Genomic DNA, 18,642 nt, shown 5'->3' with positions numbered 1-18,642 from the left:
AGGGTTATAATGGGGGGGAGTCGCTTCCCTTCGGGGAAGTGGAATTAATGGAAACGCTGTAATTAAATTTCAACCCATGAAGTTTTTTGAAAAATACCTTACCGTTTGGGTCTCGCTATGCATTGCTGCAGGCATTGGTCTTGGGAAAATACTGGGGAATTCTGTTTCGGTGCTTGAAAGCTGGCAGATATATACCATCAACATTCCGGTAGCGGTGTTGGTTTGGATGATGATCTACCCGATGATGGTACAGATTGATTTTTCATCGATAGGCGGTGTTTCAAAAAATTGGAAAGGGCTGGCGCTGACAGTTACTGTAAACTGGCTGATCAAACCTTTCACCATGGCATTGTTTGGATGGATTTTCTTTAAAAATCTGTATGCTACCTGGATCACTCCGGAAGATGCAGACCAGTACCTGGCAGGCGCCATTCTGCTGGGTGCCGCACCCTGCACAGCCATGGTGTTTGTGTGGAGTTATTTGGTAAAAGGCGATGCCAATTATACGTTAATACAAGTTTCAGTCAACGATCTTATTCTGCCGGTTGCATTTGTACCCATTGTAAAATGGCTGCTGGGAGTAACCAACGTACAGATACCGTATGAAGTACTGATTACTTCGGTGGTTGTTTTTGTTGTTATACCGCTAACTACGGGCTATCTGACCAATCGGATATTGCTTCAACGAAAAGGAAAGGATTGGTTTGAACAAAAATTTCTTCCGGCACTTCGTCCTGTTTCCATACTAGCATTGCTTTCAACCCTGGTTTTACTCTTTGCCTTTCAGGGCGAACACATACTGGATCATCCATACACCATTTTGTTGATAGCCATACCACTGACCATTCAAACCTACTTCATATTTTTTATAACCTGGCTGGGTGGAAAATTGCTCCGTTTATCACATCCGGTTTGTGCACCGGCTGCGATGATTGGTGCCAGTAATTTTTTTGAACTCGCAGTTGCCGTGGCCATATCACTTTTTGGTCTTAATTCAGGTGCGTCGTTAGCCACAGTGGTTGGTGTACTCATAGAAGTACCCATTATGTTATCGTTGGTAGCCATCGCTAACAGTTGGAGGTATTAAATTAAAAAATTCATAGCATGAAAAAAATCTTGGTTTTATGCACAGGTAATAGCTGCCGTAGTCAAATGGTACATGGTTATTTAGAAAATCTGTTACAAGGTAAAGCTCATATTTACAGTGCCGGTATTGAGATGCATGGCGTAAATCCGAGAGCCATACAAATCATGAAGGAAGATGGAATTGATATCAGTCATCATACCAGCAACCATGTAAATGAATACTTAAACATACCCTTTGATTACATCATCACGGTATGTGATCATGCCAGAGAAAACTGTCCGTACATACCAGGTAATTCCATTCGCATACATCATAGTTTTTCTGATCCTGCCAAAGCAACCGGAAGTGAAGAAGAAATTATGCATGCATTTCGTATGGTTCGAAATGAGATACGCACATTCTGCGAAGAATTTTCAAAGACTATCATTGCTTAATCCTAGTAAGAAAACACAAACAAAAAAGCCCCGTAACCGGGGCTTTCTGATTTATTTTACAACCATGATGCGTTGTGTTATCGCTTGTTTTCCGTCAGATATTCTAAGAAGATAAATTCCAGAAGACAATCCGTCTGTGATCAAAGTTATTTGCTGCTGAGATGGAGCAATGGTAAATTGCTGCAACACCTGACCCAGTGTTGTCATCAGTTCTCCTTTCAACGGTTCGGCAGAAGCCAATTGCAGAGCAATGGTAATCATATCAGTAGCCGGATTGGGATACACCAAAAAGTTGGAGGTATTCATCACTTCATCCAGCGAAGAACAGTTAAGTACTGTAACCGATGCAGTGGCAGTTGCTGTACATCCGTTAGTAGCTGTGGCTGTAACGGTATAGGTAGTAGTGGATGCAGGGCTTACATTGATGGAAGCAGTATTAGCACCTGTATTCCAAGTAAAACTATTACCACCAGAAGCAGTAAGATTTACAGAGCTTCCCTGACAAATAGTACCGCCACCACTTATAGTAGGTGTGGGCAAAGGGTTCACCACAATACTGGCTGTTGCCGTGTTTGTTCCGTTTAAATTGCTAGCTGTTAATGTTACAGTATATGTCCCCGCTGAATTAAATGTTACAGTAGGACTGGCAGCCGTACTTGTTGAAGGAGTTCCGCCGGGGAAGGACCAGCTATAGGAAGTAGCATTGGTAGATGTATTGGTAAATGTAATACTTTGCCCTGCACAGATGTTAGTTGATGAAACATTAAAAGAAGCGCTTGGTGGTGTATTGGTTGCAGCACTAATGTTTATATCATCCAGATAAGTAACATTTCCCCATCCACTTCGCAATTGGAATCTGATTCTGGCGGCGGTTTGAGAAGCATACGGGCTTAAATCTATTGTCTTGGTTGCCCATTGTGATGGGGTAGGTACAAATGCAGTGGTCATATCAGGTGCTGTAGCCAATGGACTCGGGCCTGTATTATTACCATAAGATGCTAATCGTATCCAAGTATTGCCACAATCAGTGGTGATACTTACTATTAATGAATCAGTCGCTTCCCTTCGGGGAAGTGGAATTAATGGAAACGCTAAAGCCGAATTCACTTTACGAAGATCGCTTAGGGTCGCTTCCCTTCGGGGAAGTGGAATTAATGGAAACCAGAGTAAGTACAGGTGTATGTCTAGGGCATGTCTAGGTCGCTTCCCTTCGGGGAAGTGGAATTAATGGAAAAATTAATGGAAACAAACCAAGTGATCCCCTTTCACTTCCAGCCAGTGCCCACCTGGATAATCGGGGCTACGGCTGCCTCGGTCTGCTTTTAAGAGCTGGATCCCGGCTTCTACCTGTTCAAAGGTGGGGTGGTGGGGCAACACCAGGGACAAAAACTGGAACATTACCTGCCGCTGCAGAGCCAAGGGGGCAGCCCGCAAGGGATCCCGTCGCAGCCCTGGCAAAGCGGGCTCATACACCTGCTGCCATAGCTGAGCTGCTTGGGCTACCACCAGCTCATGTTCTGCTTGGAGCAGCGTGGCAGCCCGATTCAGGGCCGCTTCCAGTTGCGGATTAAAGTGCTGCTTCAAGTAGGGCATCACCTCCAGGCGGAGACGGTTGCGGCAATGGGCCAGATCTTGGTTGCTGCGATCCGGCCAGACCGGCAATTGGTGCTGCTGGCAAAATTGTTCGGTTTCCCAACGGTATAGACCCAGCAGGGGTCGCACCACCTGGGCAGAGGTGGGATCCCGGTCGTCCAGGCGACGCTGCCAATCCAGGCTGCTCAGCCCGGCGGCTCCTGTTCCCCGCAACAAGTTCCACAAAAACGTCTCTGCTCGATCCGTGGCCGTATGCCCCATCACCACGGCGCTGCAATCCCAGATGCGGGCCCATTTGTCCAGTTGTTGGTAGCGCCAAGCCCTGGCCCCTGCCTCATCTCGGCGGATGGGATCCGCAGTCTCAACGGCATGAGGCAGTCCCTGCTGCTGCAGCCACCCCTGCAAAAAGCGAGCACACTCCGTTTCATCTGCCGACCAGCGGTGATCACAATGCAGAACAAATATCTGCCAGCCCCAGCGAGGCTGCAAATCCCGCAAGATCTGGAGCAGGCAAAAAGAATCTTGCCCGCCCGAAAAAGCCACCAGCAGTCGCTGGCCAGGGTGAAGAAGTTGCTGCTGCCGAATGGCGCACTGTACCCGCAGGTGGAGAGGAGAGAGCCTGGCCACAGCTTGCTATTGCTCACGTACAACCCAGACCCTACCTGCCGCTATGGGATCCCTTAGGCAAGAGCTCGGGTCAGATGAGAGGCCACCGCCTGCACAGCAGCAATGCTGCGCTCGTAGGCCATTCGGGTCGGCCCCAGCAAGGTGACCGTACCCAGAGGAGCTGAGCGACGGTGGTAAGTGGAGGCGATAACCGTACAGTGGTGCAGAGACTCCAGTGGATTCTCGCTGCCAATGTAGATGATCACCGGGGTCTTGCGGGCAGACTGTCCCGACTCCTGATCCATCTCCGTTGAGCTCGGCAGAGAGGGCAAACCCCCATCGGCAAAATGGAGCCCAATCATCCCCTGAAGTTGCTTGGCTCCCTCCTCGATCAACTGCATCACTGCCTGCACCTGCCGGGCCTGGGAAAACTCCGGCTGACGCATCAACTCGGCCATACCGGCACTGAACACCTGCCCCAGAGAGGGCTGTAGACAGCGTTGCACCACCGAGCGCAGCAGTTGCTGCAGCCAATGGCCGTAGGTACGAAATTCTTCATCCAGTTTCAGCCAGCTCAGATCTTGCAGCTCGGCAAAGGTTTTGCCCCGCAGCTTCAGGGTGAGAAAGTTGCTGAGCAATTGCAATTCATCTTCCAAATCCTCTCGGGAGTCGCTGGGCCAGTCGGGGGGGCTGACCAGAGCTGAATGGGTTTGATAGGAGTCGGTTACCACCAACACCATCACCCGCCCTGGCGCTACCGACACCAACTGCACATGATGAATGGCTACCACCGGCCCCTGAGGAGGAGTGATGAGAGCAATGCAACCGCTCAGATGGGCCAAAAGCTGAGCTACCCTTTGCAGGAGGCTGTCTAGGTCGTCTCCCAGCTCACGGCCAAGCTGATCCATCAACTGTTGCAGAGCGGGATGGGGATCCGGCTGAGGAGCATCGTGAGGGATCCCACCGCTGTTGGCGGAGGTCAACAAATCGTTGACATAAACCCGATAGCCAAAGTCGGAGGGAACCCGACCCGCAGAGGTGTGGGGCTGAAACAGTAACCCCACCTGCTCAAGGGTGGCCAGGTCGTTACGAATGGTGGCCGTGCTCACCCCAAAGTTATAGGACTGGGCCAAGGTTTTGGAACCGACAGGTTCAGCCGTCGCAATGTAGCTGCGCACCGTCGCCCAGAGAATCTTCCGCTGGCGGGGAGTCAGTTCGAGTTTCATAGCCGATCAAAAGAACCCAGTCAACACCTATCTATCTAAAGGGAAGTGCTAAACAGAGCCGGTAAATTGCTCCAGGATAGACCAACTCAGGGTTGAGATACGAATCTAGACAAACTTTCGCGTCTAAATACATCTGTATGCATCTATTGTTACTCTTTCATGACGGGTTGCCCAGGAAGGGAGTCGCAACACCCAATGCCGAAAGAGGTTGAGGCTGTGGGTTGTGCAGGAGAAAGGGAAATCCCCTCTAGCCTAGACCCCTTTTTTTGCCCAGAGGTGATATAAAGTTGAGTCAACTCTAGGCCAACTGGGCCTGCTGCTGTCCCCCCTGTATCCTTTTGTATCTTTGAGGTTGTCCCGTGTACTTATCCCCCCAGGAGAAAGACAAGTTGTTGATCTACCTGGCTGCCCAGTTGGCTCGGGATCGGCGGCAGCGGGGCCTCAAACTCAATTACCCTGAGGCAGTGGCCTACTTGAGCGCAGCGGTTTTGGAGGGGGCGCGGGAAGGGAAAACGGTCGCCCAATTGATGAGCGAGGGGCTGACGTGGCTGACCCGCGAGGACGTAATGCCCGGGATCCCGGAGATGATCCCCGAAATCCAAGTGGAAGCCACCTTTCCCGACGGCACCAAGCTGGTTACCTTGCACCATCCCATTCGCTAGCGTCGGGGCTGCCCGCTTTCAGGGATCCCCCAGATGCTCCAAAGACCGAAAAACTTCAGGAGGTTGTCCCCATGCCCTCTGGCCGCAAATCCAAAACCACGCCTGGCGCCAACGCGGAGCCAGCCCTAATCCCAGGGGAACTGTTGCTGGCAGAGGATCCCATCCAAGCCAACGTCGGACGGGCCACCGTGACCCTGGAGGTTACCAACCGAGGGGATCGGCCCATTCAGGTGGGATCCCATTTTCACTTTTTCGAGGTGAACCGGGCCCTGGTTTTCGATCGCGCCGCCAGCTTTGGCATGCGCCTCAACATTCCTTCCGGCAATGCGGTGCGTTTTGAGCCAGGCCAAACCCATCGGGTGACGCTGGTGGCTTTGGGGGGCAAGGGGTTGGTGCATGGCTTCAATCGGCTCACGGAGGGTACGGTACGCTCTGCCGCCCAAAAGCGGCTGGCCCTGGCCCGATTGCAGGAGTGGATGGGTCAAGCAGCCAATCCCTAGGGAGTACCGCCCCCCCCAAGTGTGCAGCTTTGGGCAGCCGTGCCAAGGTTCAACCCCATCCCCGTCTCCGCTCAGATTCAGGACAGTAGGGCTATCCTATTTCTCCCCTAGGAGCGGGCAGATGTCAGAACGCGAGACTATCTTGTGGATGTGGGTGCAAGGCTTGGGGCTAAATCTTTCTGGGTTGGCGCTGTTGGCAGCAGCAGGCACCGCCTTTGGGCCTCTCAGTTGGACAGGTGCGACGGTGGCGGTGATGTTGAAGCTCATTGGAGATGGCCAACTGCTGCGGAGCTACTGGCTCTGGCGAAGCCGGCGACAACAGAGGGGATCCCAGCCCGTCAGCTCGGCAGCGGCAGTGCTCCAGAGTCAGGCTTGAGACAATCGCCAGCCCTTGTTCGGTCTCCGACCCAATAAAGCCAACTTAACCCTCCCTAGTCTCTCTTCCGAAGGGGGGAGGGAAGCTTGAGCTCACGGCTGTCTGGAGATGATAGCCCTCGGAAACCCTGTGGATCCTTGGGGCCCGGAGCTTTATCTCGGCTTTGGATCTGATCTGGATCTGAGTCCCCTCCGGCACCGGTAAGCCTCATTGCAGGTGAGCCACGGTCACTCCAGTACCGCCGTCTTGGGGATCAGCGGCTGAAAAACGCTGAACGCGGGGGTGATTTTGCAAGTAAGCTTGTACGCCGGCCCGCAAGCGCCCTGTGCCGTGGCCGTGGATGATCCAAACCGGGCCGGGAGGAGCTTGGGCAAAGTGCTGTTCCAGAATGGCCTCAGCATCAGCAACGGTTTTCCCCCTCAGATCGAGGGTGTTCTGGCTGGTGCGCAGGTTCAGGGGAGCTGTGGCTGCAGGGGAGGGAGGTGGGGCTTTGGGGCGTTGGCGCTGCTTGGCCTGGTGTTCGTCAATGGGATCCAACTGCCCCCGTGGCACTGTGAATTTGAGGATGCCGCTGCGCACTACATATACATCTCCTTCGATGGCGATCACCTCTCCCGTCTGCCCCAAGCCTCTCAGCCGCACCCGATCTCCCACCTCTGGCACAAACTCCATATCCACAGGCGGCGGTGGGGGAGAGTAGCGCTGCTGGATTTGCGCCAGCTCGGCAGTAATGCGTTGGGGATCCTCTCCCTGCTGCAATTTGCGGATGGCGGCAGCCACTTCCTGACGGGCAGCAGCCAACAGGGCTTGCAGTTCTTGGTTTTGCTTCTGCTCCAGCCGGGCTTCTCGCTCGGCGATTTGGCGGCTACGCTGTTGCATTTGTTGATATAGGCTCTCCAGCTCTCGATGCAGGGATCCCACCTGGGCCGCCCGCTCTTCCAATTGAGCTCGCTGCGCTTCCAGCCCGGCAATCACCTGATCCACCTGGCTTTCCCCCTGCAGGTGCTGCTGGGCCCGCCGCAGAATCTCTGGATCCAACTGCAGCCGTTGAGCAATGGTCAAGGCATTGGAGCGGCCTGGGATCCCCCACAAAAGGCGATAGGTGGGGGCCAGGGTGACCTCATCAAACTCCACCGAGGCATTTTCAAAGCAGGGATGTTGGTATTTCAGGGCCTTCAACTCGCCGTAGTGGGTGGTGGCCAGGGTGAGCAGCGCCTTTTCCGAGAGATACTCCAACAGCCCAGCCGCCAGGGCAGCGCCTTCGGTGGGATCCGTGCCCGCCCCCACCTCATCCAACAGGACAAGGGCCGGCTCTGGAGTGGACTGCAGGGCCTGTACCATGCGGCTGATGCGGCGGATGTGCCCTGAAAAGGTGGAGAGATTTTGTTGCAGCGATTGTTCGTCCCCAATGTCGGCGTAAACCCTGTCGAACCAAGGCAGTTGGGGCGGATCTTGAGCCGGCAGGAAGATCCCCGCCTTGGCCATGAGCACCAACAGCCCCAGGGTTTTCAAGGCAACGGTTTTGCCGCCGGTGTTGGGGCCGGTGATGACTACGACCCGAATCGAGTCCGAGAGGGTGAAGTCGATAGGGACAACAGCAGAGCCTTGACCCTCCGAAGGGGCAGCGGCGCGAGATTGCCAGAGCAGCAGGGGGTGCTTGGCCTGACGCAGGCGCAATCCTGCCGAGACAAACTGGGGACGATTGCCGTCCAGCCAGAGGCTGTAGCGACCCCGAGCCAGAGCCACATCCAACCCCACCATCACCCCCTGCAAATGCTCCAGATCGGTGGCGACGGAGGCCACCTGAGCCGAGAGCGCGGCTAAGATCCGCTCTTCCTCCGCCTGAATCTGAACTTGGGTTTCTCGCCAGCGGTTGCCCAGTTCCACCACGGCGTAGGGCTCCACATAGAGGGTGGCCCCACTGGCAGAGCTGTCATGCACAATGCCGCGGATGAGATCCCGATGGGTGGCCTTGACCATCAGGACAAACCGTCCCTGCCGCTGGCCGATCAGGTTGTCCTGCAGCGCCTGGGGGTACTGGCTCATCAACTGTTGCAGGCGCTCCTGGATCTGGCTGCGTTGCCGCCGCTGCTGCTGGCGCAGATCCGCAAGGGTAGGGCTGGCGCTGTCCCGCACCTCGCCATGTTCCTCCAGGCAGCGGAAGATCTCCTGCTCCAGCTCCGGGTAGGTGCGCAGGGTGCTCACCCAAGTTTGCAAGCGTGGCAGATGGTCGTGGTCGTCGATCAGACGACGAATGCGGCGGGCCGCCCCCAGAGTTGTAGCAATCTGCACCAGCTCTTCCCCGCTCAGGATCCCCCCCCGTTCAGCCCGTTCCAAAGCCGGCAGCAGGTTGTGGATCCCTGCCATGGAAAGGCCCCCCGCCTGTGTGCGATCGAGGCGGATCGCCTCTTCCGTCTGCTCAAGGTAGGCTTCGCTATCGGCGCGGCTCTGCCAGGGATCCAGCTCTAGGCAGGCACGACGGCCCAAGGGTGTGGCAGCAAAGGTGGCCAAGTGTTGACAGAGGCGGGGCCACTCCAACAATTCCAAAGTTTCTTGCCCTTCGTCTTGGCGGGCCGTAGGCCCTGGGGAGGGATCGGGCTTGGAAAAGACTGGCAGCGGGTGCAAGGTGGGGACGGTGGGCATTAACCATTCAGCGATGCAAAGAACCCTGGAGACGCAGTTGCTTCATCTCCTGCAAAAACTGCCGTTGGTACTTGAGGAAGGCCGTGTGCCACTCGCGGAAGCGACGCTCGCCATCCCGCACCAGCATCTGCCGGTACTGCTCTGAGTTGAGACGGGGCTGAGCAAAAGATGGGTTCATAGGGATCGGGGACGCTCTCCATCCTATTGTGGCAGGCTCTGGGTCGGCTTCCACAGATGGCTTTTGGTGGGAGGGGCACGCTGATAATGGCGCCGTTGTCTCACGCGCTGCCTCTGGTGATCTTCCCAAGAAGCTGAGCTCACCGAAAAACTGGGTTCAAAGCCCCGCCCTACCGCTGTGGGGTTCGCCTTGGGTGTCCTGTGGAGGGTGGAAGTGAGCTGCATTCACGGCCAAACTGAACCTCACAAGCCTGCCATACTGAAGGAAGTTGCTGCACTCAAAACACTCAAGATCCGTGCGCAAACGAGTCACCCTCATTTTCCCCCGCCATTTGGTGAATGTGCCTCTCACCTATCGGTTGGCCAAAGACTTCGATGTGGCTGCCAATATCGTGCGCGCCAGGGTAGCCCCCAACGAAGTGGGTACTTTGGTGGTGGAGCTGTCGGGGGATATCGACCAGGTGGAAGCAGGCTTGGAGTGGGTGCAGTCTTTGGGCATTGAGGTGACAGAACGGGCCAAGGAAATTCAGATTGACCCAGACTTGTGTGTGGATTGCGGATTGTGTACGGGAGTTTGCCCAACCGAGGCCCTGAAGATTTCTGCTCCCAACTGGAAGCTGGAGTTCTCTCGCAACCGCTGTGTCATGTGCGAACAGTGTGTTGCCACCTGCCCCGTTGGGGCGATCAGCACCAGCTTGTAGTCAGTTTGTGGTCAGTTGGCTGAGTTACGAACTCCCCCAAGCTGACAAATCCCTTTACAATCCTGTTAGATTTGTTGGACATAGGTCTAGCTGCGGAGCGCACTCGACATGGCTTCTACTACATCGTTGATTGGGTTAACTTATGCCGGTTTGGCTGTTCTCTATTTGCTGGTGCTGCCTCTGTTGTCTCTGCTGTACGTGGACAAACGCTGGACTTCAGGCAGTGCTTGGGAAAAGGTGTTGATGTTTTTCTTGGTCTTGTTTTTCTTTCCCGGCATGGTGCTCTTGGCTCCCTTCATGACGTTCCGGCCCAAGCCCCGGTCGCTGTAAGGTCAGCCGTTTGTCGGTTCACTGAGCCATGCGCAGATTGGATGTTCTTGCTATAGGCTTAGCCCTGCTGTTGGGGGGAGGGATCCTCTATGGCCTGCTGCTTTGGGCGGGCTTGGATACGGGGGCCGCGCAGCAGATATCGAGCGTGGTGCTTCTATTGGCCTGCTTGGGGTGGACTTTTGGCTACCTGAAGCGGGTGCTGCGGGGGGAAATGACCCTGAAGGCTCAGTGGGCCAGCTTTGAGACCCAGCAACTTCAAGAGAAACTCCACTCGCTGTCTCCGGAAGAGTGGCAGGCCCTGCAAGCTGAATTGGAAAGCGAGAAAGAAGGGATCCCAGATTGAATTGAGCAAGACAAACGTTGAGGCCGTCGGACAGGCCGCACCCAGAAATGGGCTGTCGGCTGCTGGGGATCCGGATTTAATTTGTAGAGTGTTGGGCCTAAACAGCAGCACTTGTATATCCGGTCACCATTTGCTCCTCTTAAGGATGCTACATTGCGCCTTGCACAAGATTCTGACGTATAACGGATCATCAAGTGGTGCAAGCCTTCGCCTTCCCTTCTACTCACATCTCTCCATCTACGGTGAGCAAAACCATACTGCTAGCTCAGGGCCAGCCCTCGCAAATTCATCTCTGGAAGTTGGCGCTGGAGTCTCAGGGGCACTCTGTGGTGCTGGTTTCCCCGCGTGAAGATCTGCTGGAGGTGGCAGCAAGTCAGCCTCTGGATTTGGATCTGATGGTGGTGGACATGACGACGGGGCTGTTTAACCCCTATGCCTTTTGTCGAGAGTGCCAAAGTAAGCTGCCCAACATCCCTGTGATCCTGACTCATCACCCCCGTCGCCACATCGAGCCTGCAGAGCGGCGCTGGGCAATTTATCAGGGGGCAGCAGATGTGATCCCCGGCTTGGCAGAGGCCGACGATATTCTCCACTCCCTCGAACGAATTTACGAGGCTGCCAGGTGGTTTTTGCCTATTGACACGGCGGCACTCTACAGGGCTCTGGAGCAAGCGGGCGTATGGCCTGGGGAGGTCAGCCGTACATCTTCTTCCACCCCTCCCCCGCAGCCGAGCGCCCACTCTCCCACCGCCCCTCCACAACCCATCACGGCGGAAGGGGATCCAGGGCAGAAAGACTTGACCCCGCAGGTGAAGTACCGATTGATGTACCGGGGTCGCCCTGTCGGTTGAGCACGTTTTCTCGCACTGTCTTGCTCTGCCAGGGTTGAACTGCTAAGAGAAGGTCAGCGCAACACTAGGGCTAGAGTAGCCCCTTGGGATCCCGTCTCGACCAACCGCAATTCCCCTCCATGGGCCTGCAGGATACGCTTGGCGATGTAGAGCCCTAGACCTCCTGAGCCGGTTGGGTAGTGGTGGCCGGCAATGTGAATGGGCTGGGTCACATAGGGTTGGGCCAACTCTTCCAGAGGGGCGGGTAGGCCGGGGCCATCATCCTGCACCTGGATCTGGCGGGGGCTGACAGTGAGCACCACTGCATGGCGTGCATAGCGCAAGGCATTGTCCACCAGATTCACCAGCGCCCGCTCCAGCTCTGCCTCATCGGCGTTGCCCCACCCTTCCCCTTCCACTCGCAGGTCGATCCCCCGTTCTTGGGCCAGGGATCCCATGCGCTCGGCCACCTTTCTGGCCAGGGATCCCAGATCACAAGGCCGAGGATGCAACTCGATCTCTCCCCGCTCCAGGCGGTGAGCCTCCACCATTTTCTGCACCAGAGAGAGATTGTGTTGATTTTCCTGCAGGATGCGATCCAGCAGAGCGCGACGTTGCTCCGGATCGAGCTGTTGATCCTGTTTGAAGGCGCTCAGCAGGTGCCCAAAGGCGATGAGGGGAGTTTTCAGGTCGTGAACCAGGGTGGCGGTAAAGGCTTCTCGCCGCATTTGGTCGATCTGGATCTGGCGCAGCAACTGGGCAAAGGCCTGCCGCAAGATCAGGGCTTCCTGGGGATCCCCGGGGCGGAGCAGCAGATTCCAACGGGCAGGCTGGTTGATCAAGGTTTCCAAATGGGCCAACTCGCGGGCCAGCAGGGTGAGGGGGCGCAAAATCATGGAGGACAGAGCATAGCCCACCACCGCCGATAGCACCGCCAGCAACGGGATCCACAGCAGCAGCAGGAGGATCCCTTCAGTGCTGAACTGCGTGTCGGGCCAGATCCACTGCACCGACAGGATGAAAACCAAGTTGGGGACAAACGAAAGGCTGGCAATGACCAATGCCACCTGGGTGCGCAGGCTGTGGGGAAAGCGGCGGCGCCAAAACTCAAGTAGGCGGAGTAGTTGCTGTTTCAAACTCGGTGTGCTCGCTTTGACAAGACCTGCTTGAATAGTGAACCAACCGTAGGCAAAGAATAAACATCCCCTCACGGTCAAGGCTGAAGAGTTCTTTCCTAGGTCTTAGAATGACCGTTATGTCTTGAGCCACTTCATCCCCATGAATAAAGAAGGATGCCGTAACCCCAGCTTTTAGGATACCCAGCTACCCCATTCTTTAGAGAAGCCGCGCCGTATTCCGGTTGGCAAAGCTGTGGACATCACGGCAAAGAAAGACAGCTTGATCCCCAGGCGTAACCAACGTTGAGCAATCATAGTCGTTTCAGGTTAGGGTGAGGCGCCTGGGCCATTGAGAAAAGCCTTTGGCCGCATGCATTATTGCTCGGCAACGCTGACGCGACGACGCGACCAACGTTTTGGGTGTAGTGTCCCAGTTTGGGTCAAAGGACTACAAGTTCAACAGATCAAGATCGAGGGGCAGAGCGGAGCTCTCAAGCTCCTGAGGCATGAAAAAACCTCTGGGAGTCTGTCCGTGTTTCGACCCCAGAGGCTTCTTCTCTTCACTCCTCACCACTATTGAGCGTAGCCGCCCTTCCAAAGGCTGTCAAGCACTTTCCCATTGGGGTTGGCGTGTGGGAAATTGCGCTAGGGTGGCACTGCCGTACAGGATCATCTGCTGGGGCTGCAAGTTCACCCGGTCTACCCGCAGCTCAGTGCCTCGCAAGGCGAGCCGATCCAAATCCAGAAGCTCATTCAGGCAGCGTACCAAAGCTTGGCTCAAGGCCAGCTCCTCTTCTGTACCGCTTTCAAACACTGGATCTGTAAAGCGGATGCGACGCCGCTCCAGCACCTCAACCTGGGCGGAAAAACCGACGCAGAAAGCCCTGGCTTCTCCCTGCTGTACATTTGCCTGGAATTGCAGTCGTCGCGCCGGGGTGATGCTGATATGGACGTGATGGAAGGATAGGGGGCTGCCATCCTGTCCCACCAGGGCCAGCCTGTTCAGCACAAAAGGTGTGTTAAACGATTGCGCCAGATCGTCTTCGCTCAGCACCACGCGCATTGTGGCCTGTACTGGCTGGCGCAGCTTGATCTTCCCCTGCCAAATTTGGCTGAAATCGATGGCCACCGCATTGCAGAATAGCTCCAGAGCCGAAAGCCTCAGGCCGTTGTACATCTGCAGATGCTGGCCCAACAGTTCAAAGCTGTCGATACGACCCTGCAACAATTTGGCAACAGGCTCCACTCGCACGCGCGCCTCCAGCCGCTCTGCATGCTTAAAGAGGGCGCGAATGGCTGCGCTTACCCCCCGACTGACCCAATCGACAGCCATGGGATTCTGGAGGGAAAGTTGGGGCAGGAGTCCTGTAGCCATGGGACAAGGTGAAGTTCGCCTACAGGGATCATAACCAACCATTAAGAAAAGTTACAACCTCCGCCGACGGAGAGGCTGTTCTCTCAGGAGTAGGTGCGTCCTTCCTGCATGGCCGAGCGGGCCACGGCTGCGATCCCCTGGTCGGTGGCGCGGGGCAGATGAAAGTACCGTCCGCCCGCCAATTCCGCCAGTTCGGCGCTGAAGCCGGTGGTTACAAAGCGGCTTTGGGAGTCGATCAAGAGCAGCTTCAACCCCAGGGCGCGGATGCGCAGGGCAATCTCCCGCAGCTCCTGCTTCAGGTCGATGGGATCCGTTCCCGACTGGGGTTTGCCATCGCTCCGTCCCAAAGAGCGGCTGAGGGGGATGTTGCCCCGACCATCGGTGAGGGCCACCAGCATCACCTGGCCCACGTCGCCGGCAGCACGGGCATTGACTCCCATCCGCACGGCTTGGGTGAGGGCATGGGCAAGAGGGGATCCCCCGCCGCAGGGCAGAGATTCCAAACGGCGGCGGGCCAGCTCAATGGAGCGGGTGGGGGGCAGCAGCACTTCGGCAGTTTCTCCACGAAAGGCGATGAGGGCCACCTTGTCGCGGTTCTGGTAGGCTTCTGTGAGCAGGCGCAGGGCCGCTCCTTTGGCCGCTTGCATGCGGTTGAGGGCCATGGAGCCGGAGGCATCCACCACAAAGATCACCAGGGCTCCGGCCTTGCGAACCAGCTTTTTGGCGCGGATATCGCTCGGTTCCACGACGACGGCGCGTCCCGGTTGTCGCTGGCGGCGGCTCTTCTGGTAGGGAGCAGCGGCTCGCAAGGTGGCATCGACGGCAATGCGGGGGTTGGATCCCTGGGGCAGGATGGGCTTGATGTAACGGCCCCGGTCGGCGCTGAACACCAGGCTGCGGGATCCCGTTTTCCCCTGTTGGTTGAGGGACTGGGCAAAGGCCAGCAGGCGCGGGTCGAGGGCAATGCGCTCCGGCTCGAAGAAAAACTCTTCCGGCAGACTCAGGTTTTCCGGTTGGGGATCCGTTTCCTCTCTATCTTCCCCATCCTTGTCGGGATCCGGCGGCGGGGGATCCGACTGGTGGGATGGTGGCGGGGGGGGAGGGGGGGGCTGGTCGGGGTCGTATTGGGCGCGGGGCAGCAGCACCAGTTGCACAGCCTGCTGCAGATCCTCGGCCAACAGGCGATCCCGTCCTTCCAGAGCTGCCAGGGCACAGGCGGCCCGTAGGGCAAACTGCTCTCCCCGATGGCCTTGGACATTGCCGCGGATGGCCTCTTGCACCAGGTAGTGGATCTGTTCCCGCTGGGGTTTGACCTGGGGCAGCCACTCTCGGGCCAGGACAATCTGGGTGCGGATTTCTTCCAGTTCTGCTTGGTGTTGTGCCAGAAAGGGTTCGGGGGCATCGCCGAATTGGCTGGCTCGCTGGGCAATCTCCCGCCGCTCCTCCAGGCTCAGATCCCGCTCCAGCGGCACCACCATGGCCATGCGATCCAGCAAGTGGGGGCGCAGGGATCCCTCCTCGGGGTTGTAGGTGGCCACCAGCAGGGGCCGACAGGGGTGTTGCAGGCTGATCCCTTCCCGCTCCAGGCGATTCACCCCATCGCCCACCACCGTCAGCAGCAGATCGGCAATTGAGTCATCCAGCAGGTTGATGTCGTCCACGTACAGCACACCCCGGTGGGCGGCAGCCAGCAGCCCCGGCTGAAAGACGGTTTCTCCCCGCTCCACCGAAGCTCCCACATCCACGGATCCCAGCAGCCGATCTTCGGTCACGCCCAGGGGAATCTGGACAAAGGGGGGCGATATCACTTGGGTGGGCGGCACCTCTCCGGCTGGGTAGCGAGCCTTGGCCCAGTCGGACCAGGTATCCGGCTGCGCTGGATCGTCGTTGCAATAGGATCCCGCAATCACCTCGATGGGCGGTAGCAAGGCGTGGATCCCTCTGGCTAAAACCGACTTGGCCGTGCCACGCGGCCCCACCAGCACCACCCCCCCTAGGCTGGGATCCACCGCTGCCAACAGCAGAGCCAGCTTGGCCGCCTGCTGCCCCACCACAGCGGTGAGGGGAAAGGTACAAGGGGCGGATAGAGTTGCGGATCCCATGGGTAAAGCTTGGCGATCAAGATCCAATCGGGCCGATTCGCAGCGGACAGGGAGCTGCACACCCCAGTCTATCGCTTTAGGGAGTTCCCCGAGCGCTCCGCGCCGCTGACGCGACCACCCTAAATCCCTCTCCCAAGGGAGGTGGGCCGGAATCCAGGCCGCCAACGGCTTCACGGCGACTGGGAATGCTCCGGGTGGGCTACTGCCGTTTGGTGGTCATCTCTGCTCAAGATGGGCATTGCTTCAGCGGGTTGCAATCATCACGTGCTTGGTGATTTGGTAGTCGCGCACCGCCTCTGCCGAGAGATCTTTGCCAAATCCCGACTGCTTGAAGCCGCCATGGGGGGCCTCAGAGGCAATGGGAATATGGTCGTTGATCCAGACGGTGCCGAACTCCAGATCGGCGGCCAACCTCATCGCTCGTCCGATGTCTTGAGTCCACACAGAAGCCGCCAGCCCGTATAGGACGTCATTGCCCAGGCGTAGCGCTTCCGCTTCTTCACGAAACGAGCCGAGCGTGAGAACCGGCCCAAAAACCTCACTCTGTACGATCTCCGCCTTTTGATCAACATTGGCAATCACCGTGGGTTCATAGTAGTAGCCCTGGGCAAGCTGGGAAGGGATCCGACCGCCGGTCAGCACCTTGGCTCCCTCTGCTTTGGCCCGCTCCACAAATCCCATCACCCGCTCCCGCTGGACTGCCGAGACCAAAGGCCCCATCTCCACCCCGGCCTCAAAGGGGGATCCCACCGTCACTTTGCGCATGGCCTCTACAATGGCCTCTTGTACCTGCGCCAGCTTGCTCTCTTGCACGTAGACGCGGGTGGCCGCCGTACAGTCTTGGCCGGTGTTGACGGTGGCAGCAAACGTGGCCTTGGCAGCAACGGTCTCTACGTCCGCATCCTCGAAGACGATAAACGGCGCTTTGCCCCCCAGTTCCAAATGCACCCGCTTCAGGGTCTCTGCTGCTGTCCGCATCACCTGCTTGCCGGTGGCGGTGGAGCCGGTAAGGCTGACCATTCGCACCTGCGGGTGCTCTACCAGGGCTTGGCCGGTAGCATTGCCCCCGGTAACGATGTTGACCACCCCTGGCGGGATCCCGGCCTCGGCGATCAGTTCTCCCAGCATCAGGGTGGTCAGGGGGGTGGCAGGAGCGGGCTTGAGCACCACCGTACAGCCGGCGGCCAGGGCGGGGCCGATCTTCCAGACGGCCATCATCAGCGGATAGTTCCAGGGGGTAATTTGAGCGCACACCCCCACCGGCTCTTTGCGAAAGAGGGAGGTGTAGCCCTTGGCATATTCCCCGGCGCTAAAGCCATGGATGTCGCGGGCGGCAGCGGCGAAGAAACGCAGATTATCCACCGCAAACGGCAAATCTCCCCCTAAGCTGAGGAACTCGTAGGGCTTGCCGGTGTTTTCCGATTCCACACGAGCCAGTTCTGGGGCACGAGCCTCGATCAGATCTGCCAATTTCCAGAGGGCCAGGGATCGCTCGCCGGGGGTAAGTTTCGACCAACGGCCATCGTAGAAAGCGGTCTGGGCAGCTTGCACCGCCCGATCCACATCGGCAGGGCTAGCATCCACCACCTCTGCCAGTTTCTCGCCGGTGGCCGGGTTCTCGATGGTCATCAACCCCCCCCCTTGGCTATCGACCCATTGGCCGTCGATCCAGAGTTTGTAGGCCATAGCGATGTCCTCAACAGCTTGGTGAAATGGCTCTCCCCATTGTGCCGAATCTTTTTGGCTCGGCTTGAATCATAAGCTTCATTCAACTTTGGCAACTTTGGGGTGCAGAGATGGGATCCTTTGGGATTGGGATGGCCCAAACGGCTATTCGCAAAGCGGGCCGTAGACTGTGGCCAACGGCGCACTGGTGAGGATCCCGCATCTGCTAACTAACGGAGGTGCAGGGGCAATCAGTCCTGCACTCTACCCGCAGGGTGAGCACCGGGATACAGGGATCCCCGCCATACCTCTGAGCGAAATCTGTAGTAAAACCTACTCATGCTGGCGGTAACCTACAAGTACCGGATTGATCCAGATGCCTCCCAACAAGCCGCTCGCGTCAGCGGGACGGAGGCCTTGCTGTTGGCGTGGCTGGAGATTGGCCGGGACGTATACAACTACACTTTGCCGGAAATCAACGAGTGGATAGCATCTTGCTCTTGGCCGGTGGACAGGGGTTCCTGGGTGCAGGAGTCCATCCTGTCTGCCGATGCACCGTTCCCTGTGGATTAGACTTGTTTTGCAAGCTGGCAGTAGCCAGGGAGGCTGGGGAAGGGAAACTGCCTGTTCAGTCGGTCTGTCGGGGGTTGTAGACCCAGACAAGTGGCGTGGGGCAGGAATGCCCGACCGCGAGGTAAGGACTCCGTCCTGCTGACGGGAAGGGTGGCCCGCGCTCTGTCCATAGGATGAGCGCCGGGAGGATGTCACTCTTGCCGACTTTGGTGTTCGCGCCAGAACTGCTCCGCAAAAGCCACCGTCGGGTGGAGAGGGGCACGGGGTTTGCTGCGCAGGGGCATGTTGGCTTCTTCAGGGG

Annotated in this window: 19 protein-coding genes; 10 read left to right on the top strand and 9 right to left on the bottom strand. The window is 57.2% G+C overall.

Annotated elements, in window-relative coordinates:
- Nucleotides 1-76: 76 nt before the first annotated feature.
- On the top strand, nucleotides 77-1,087 hold the full coding sequence (gene arsB, locus NW838_RS13000; protein WP_414428173.1) for an ACR3 family arsenite efflux transporter: 1,011 nt from the start codon (nucleotides 77-79) through the stop codon (nucleotides 1,085-1,087).
- Between the two features lie 17 nt (nucleotides 1,088-1,104).
- Nucleotides 1,105-1,521 carry an arsenate reductase ArsC gene (locus tag NW838_RS12995; RefSeq protein ID WP_414357575.1) on the top strand — a complete coding sequence of 139 codons (417 nt, stop codon included), beginning with the start codon at nucleotides 1,105-1,107 and terminating at the stop codon, nucleotides 1,519-1,521.
- Between the two features lie 51 nt (nucleotides 1,522-1,572).
- Here the strand turns inward: NW838_RS12995 and NW838_RS12990 are convergent, their stop codons facing one another.
- The 3 genes from NW838_RS12990 to hrcA form a co-directional block, all read right to left on the bottom strand.
- Nucleotides 1,573-2,469: a T9SS type A sorting domain-containing protein gene (locus NW838_RS12990; RefSeq protein ID WP_414357574.1), complete on the bottom strand. Its 897-nt coding sequence runs from the start codon at nucleotides 2,467-2,469 to the stop codon at nucleotides 1,573-1,575.
- Between the two features lie 288 nt (nucleotides 2,470-2,757).
- Entirely contained in the window at nucleotides 2,758-3,741 is a 984-nt protein-coding gene (tilS, locus tag NW838_RS12985) for a tRNA lysidine(34) synthetase TilS (RefSeq protein ID WP_414428172.1), read from the bottom strand.
- Between the two features lie 53 nt (nucleotides 3,742-3,794).
- Nucleotides 3,795-4,946, bottom strand: a complete 1,152-nt coding sequence (hrcA, locus tag NW838_RS12980; RefSeq protein WP_414344420.1) for a heat-inducible transcriptional repressor HrcA — start codon at nucleotides 4,944-4,946, stop codon at nucleotides 3,795-3,797.
- A gap of 359 nt (nucleotides 4,947-5,305) precedes the next feature.
- Between hrcA and NW838_RS12975 the strand changes: the two genes are divergently transcribed.
- From NW838_RS12975 to NW838_RS12965, 3 genes are all read left to right on the top strand, one after another.
- Nucleotides 5,306-5,608: an urease subunit gamma gene (locus NW838_RS12975; RefSeq protein WP_011433938.1), complete on the top strand. Its 303-nt coding sequence runs from the start codon at nucleotides 5,306-5,308 to the stop codon at nucleotides 5,606-5,608.
- 71 nt (nucleotides 5,609-5,679) lie between these two features.
- Nucleotides 5,680-6,108 (top strand): urease subunit beta, encoded by a 429-nt coding sequence (locus tag NW838_RS12970; RefSeq protein ID WP_414383119.1) that lies wholly within the window; start codon nucleotides 5,680-5,682, stop codon nucleotides 6,106-6,108.
- 121 nt (nucleotides 6,109-6,229) lie between these two features.
- Entirely contained in the window at nucleotides 6,230-6,484 is a 255-nt protein-coding gene (locus tag NW838_RS12965; RefSeq protein WP_414357571.1) for a hypothetical protein, read from the top strand.
- A 207-nt stretch (nucleotides 6,485-6,691) separates the two neighbouring features.
- Here the strand turns inward: NW838_RS12965 and NW838_RS12960 are convergent, their stop codons facing one another.
- Nucleotides 6,692-9,127 (bottom strand): endonuclease MutS2, encoded by a 2,436-nt coding sequence (locus NW838_RS12960; protein ID WP_414428171.1) that lies wholly within the window; start codon nucleotides 9,125-9,127, stop codon nucleotides 6,692-6,694.
- Nucleotides 9,128-9,134: 7 nt separating this feature from the next.
- Entirely contained in the window at nucleotides 9,135-9,305 is a 171-nt protein-coding gene (locus NW838_RS12955) for a hypothetical protein (protein WP_414391046.1), read from the bottom strand.
- 295 nt (nucleotides 9,306-9,600) lie between these two features.
- Between NW838_RS12955 and NW838_RS12950 the strand changes: the two genes are divergently transcribed.
- From NW838_RS12950 to NW838_RS12935, 4 genes are all read left to right on the top strand, one after another.
- Nucleotides 9,601-10,005 (top strand): NIL domain-containing protein, encoded by a 405-nt coding sequence (locus NW838_RS12950; protein WP_011433941.1) that lies wholly within the window; start codon nucleotides 9,601-9,603, stop codon nucleotides 10,003-10,005.
- 108 nt (nucleotides 10,006-10,113) lie between these two features.
- Nucleotides 10,114-10,335, top strand: coding sequence for an NAD(P)H-quinone oxidoreductase subunit L (gene ndhL / locus NW838_RS12945; protein ID WP_414331907.1), 222 nt, complete (start codon nucleotides 10,114-10,116; stop codon nucleotides 10,333-10,335).
- Between the two features lie 28 nt (nucleotides 10,336-10,363).
- A complete protein-coding gene (locus NW838_RS12940) occupies nucleotides 10,364-10,678 on the top strand; it encodes a DUF3007 family protein (protein ID WP_414344410.1) in 315 nt (104 codons plus the stop codon).
- A gap of 242 nt (nucleotides 10,679-10,920) precedes the next feature.
- The gene (locus NW838_RS12935; RefSeq protein ID WP_414428170.1) at nucleotides 10,921-11,529 is read left to right on the top strand and encodes a response regulator; all 609 of its coding nucleotides are present in this window, start codon (nucleotides 10,921-10,923) and stop codon (nucleotides 11,527-11,529) included.
- Nucleotides 11,530-11,582: 53 nt separating this feature from the next.
- Here NW838_RS12935 and NW838_RS12930 read toward each other — a convergent pair whose 3' ends face one another.
- The 4 genes from NW838_RS12930 to NW838_RS12915 form a co-directional block, all read right to left on the bottom strand.
- Nucleotides 11,583-12,644, bottom strand: a complete 1,062-nt coding sequence (locus NW838_RS12930; RefSeq protein WP_414399661.1) for a sensor histidine kinase — start codon at nucleotides 12,642-12,644, stop codon at nucleotides 11,583-11,585.
- 586 nt (nucleotides 12,645-13,230) lie between these two features.
- The gene (locus tag NW838_RS12925) at nucleotides 13,231-13,959 is read right to left on the bottom strand and encodes a DUF2993 domain-containing protein (RefSeq protein WP_414428169.1); all 729 of its coding nucleotides are present in this window, start codon (nucleotides 13,957-13,959) and stop codon (nucleotides 13,231-13,233) included.
- 125 nt (nucleotides 13,960-14,084) lie between these two features.
- Nucleotides 14,085-16,103: a magnesium chelatase ATPase subunit D gene (gene bchD, locus NW838_RS12920; protein WP_414428168.1), complete on the bottom strand. Its 2,019-nt coding sequence runs from the start codon at nucleotides 16,101-16,103 to the stop codon at nucleotides 14,085-14,087.
- A 243-nt stretch (nucleotides 16,104-16,346) separates the two neighbouring features.
- Nucleotides 16,347-17,789, bottom strand: coding sequence for a gamma-aminobutyraldehyde dehydrogenase (locus NW838_RS12915; protein ID WP_414428167.1), 1,443 nt, complete (start codon nucleotides 17,787-17,789; stop codon nucleotides 16,347-16,349).
- Between the two features lie 318 nt (nucleotides 17,790-18,107).
- On the opposite strand from NW838_RS12915, the gene NW838_RS12910 reads away from it, so the two are divergent.
- Nucleotides 18,108-18,341, top strand: a complete 234-nt coding sequence (locus NW838_RS12910; RefSeq protein WP_414428166.1) for a hypothetical protein — start codon at nucleotides 18,108-18,110, stop codon at nucleotides 18,339-18,341.
- Nucleotides 18,342-18,642: the final 301 nt, after the last annotated feature.

This window comes from Synechococcus sp. R55.2, assembly GCF_047462075.1.
Classification (GTDB): domain Bacteria; phylum Cyanobacteriota; class Cyanobacteriia; order Thermostichales; family Thermostichaceae; genus Thermostichus.
Note: the sequence above shows the minus strand (reverse complement) of the source record. Positions and strands in the feature narration are given on the sequence as shown.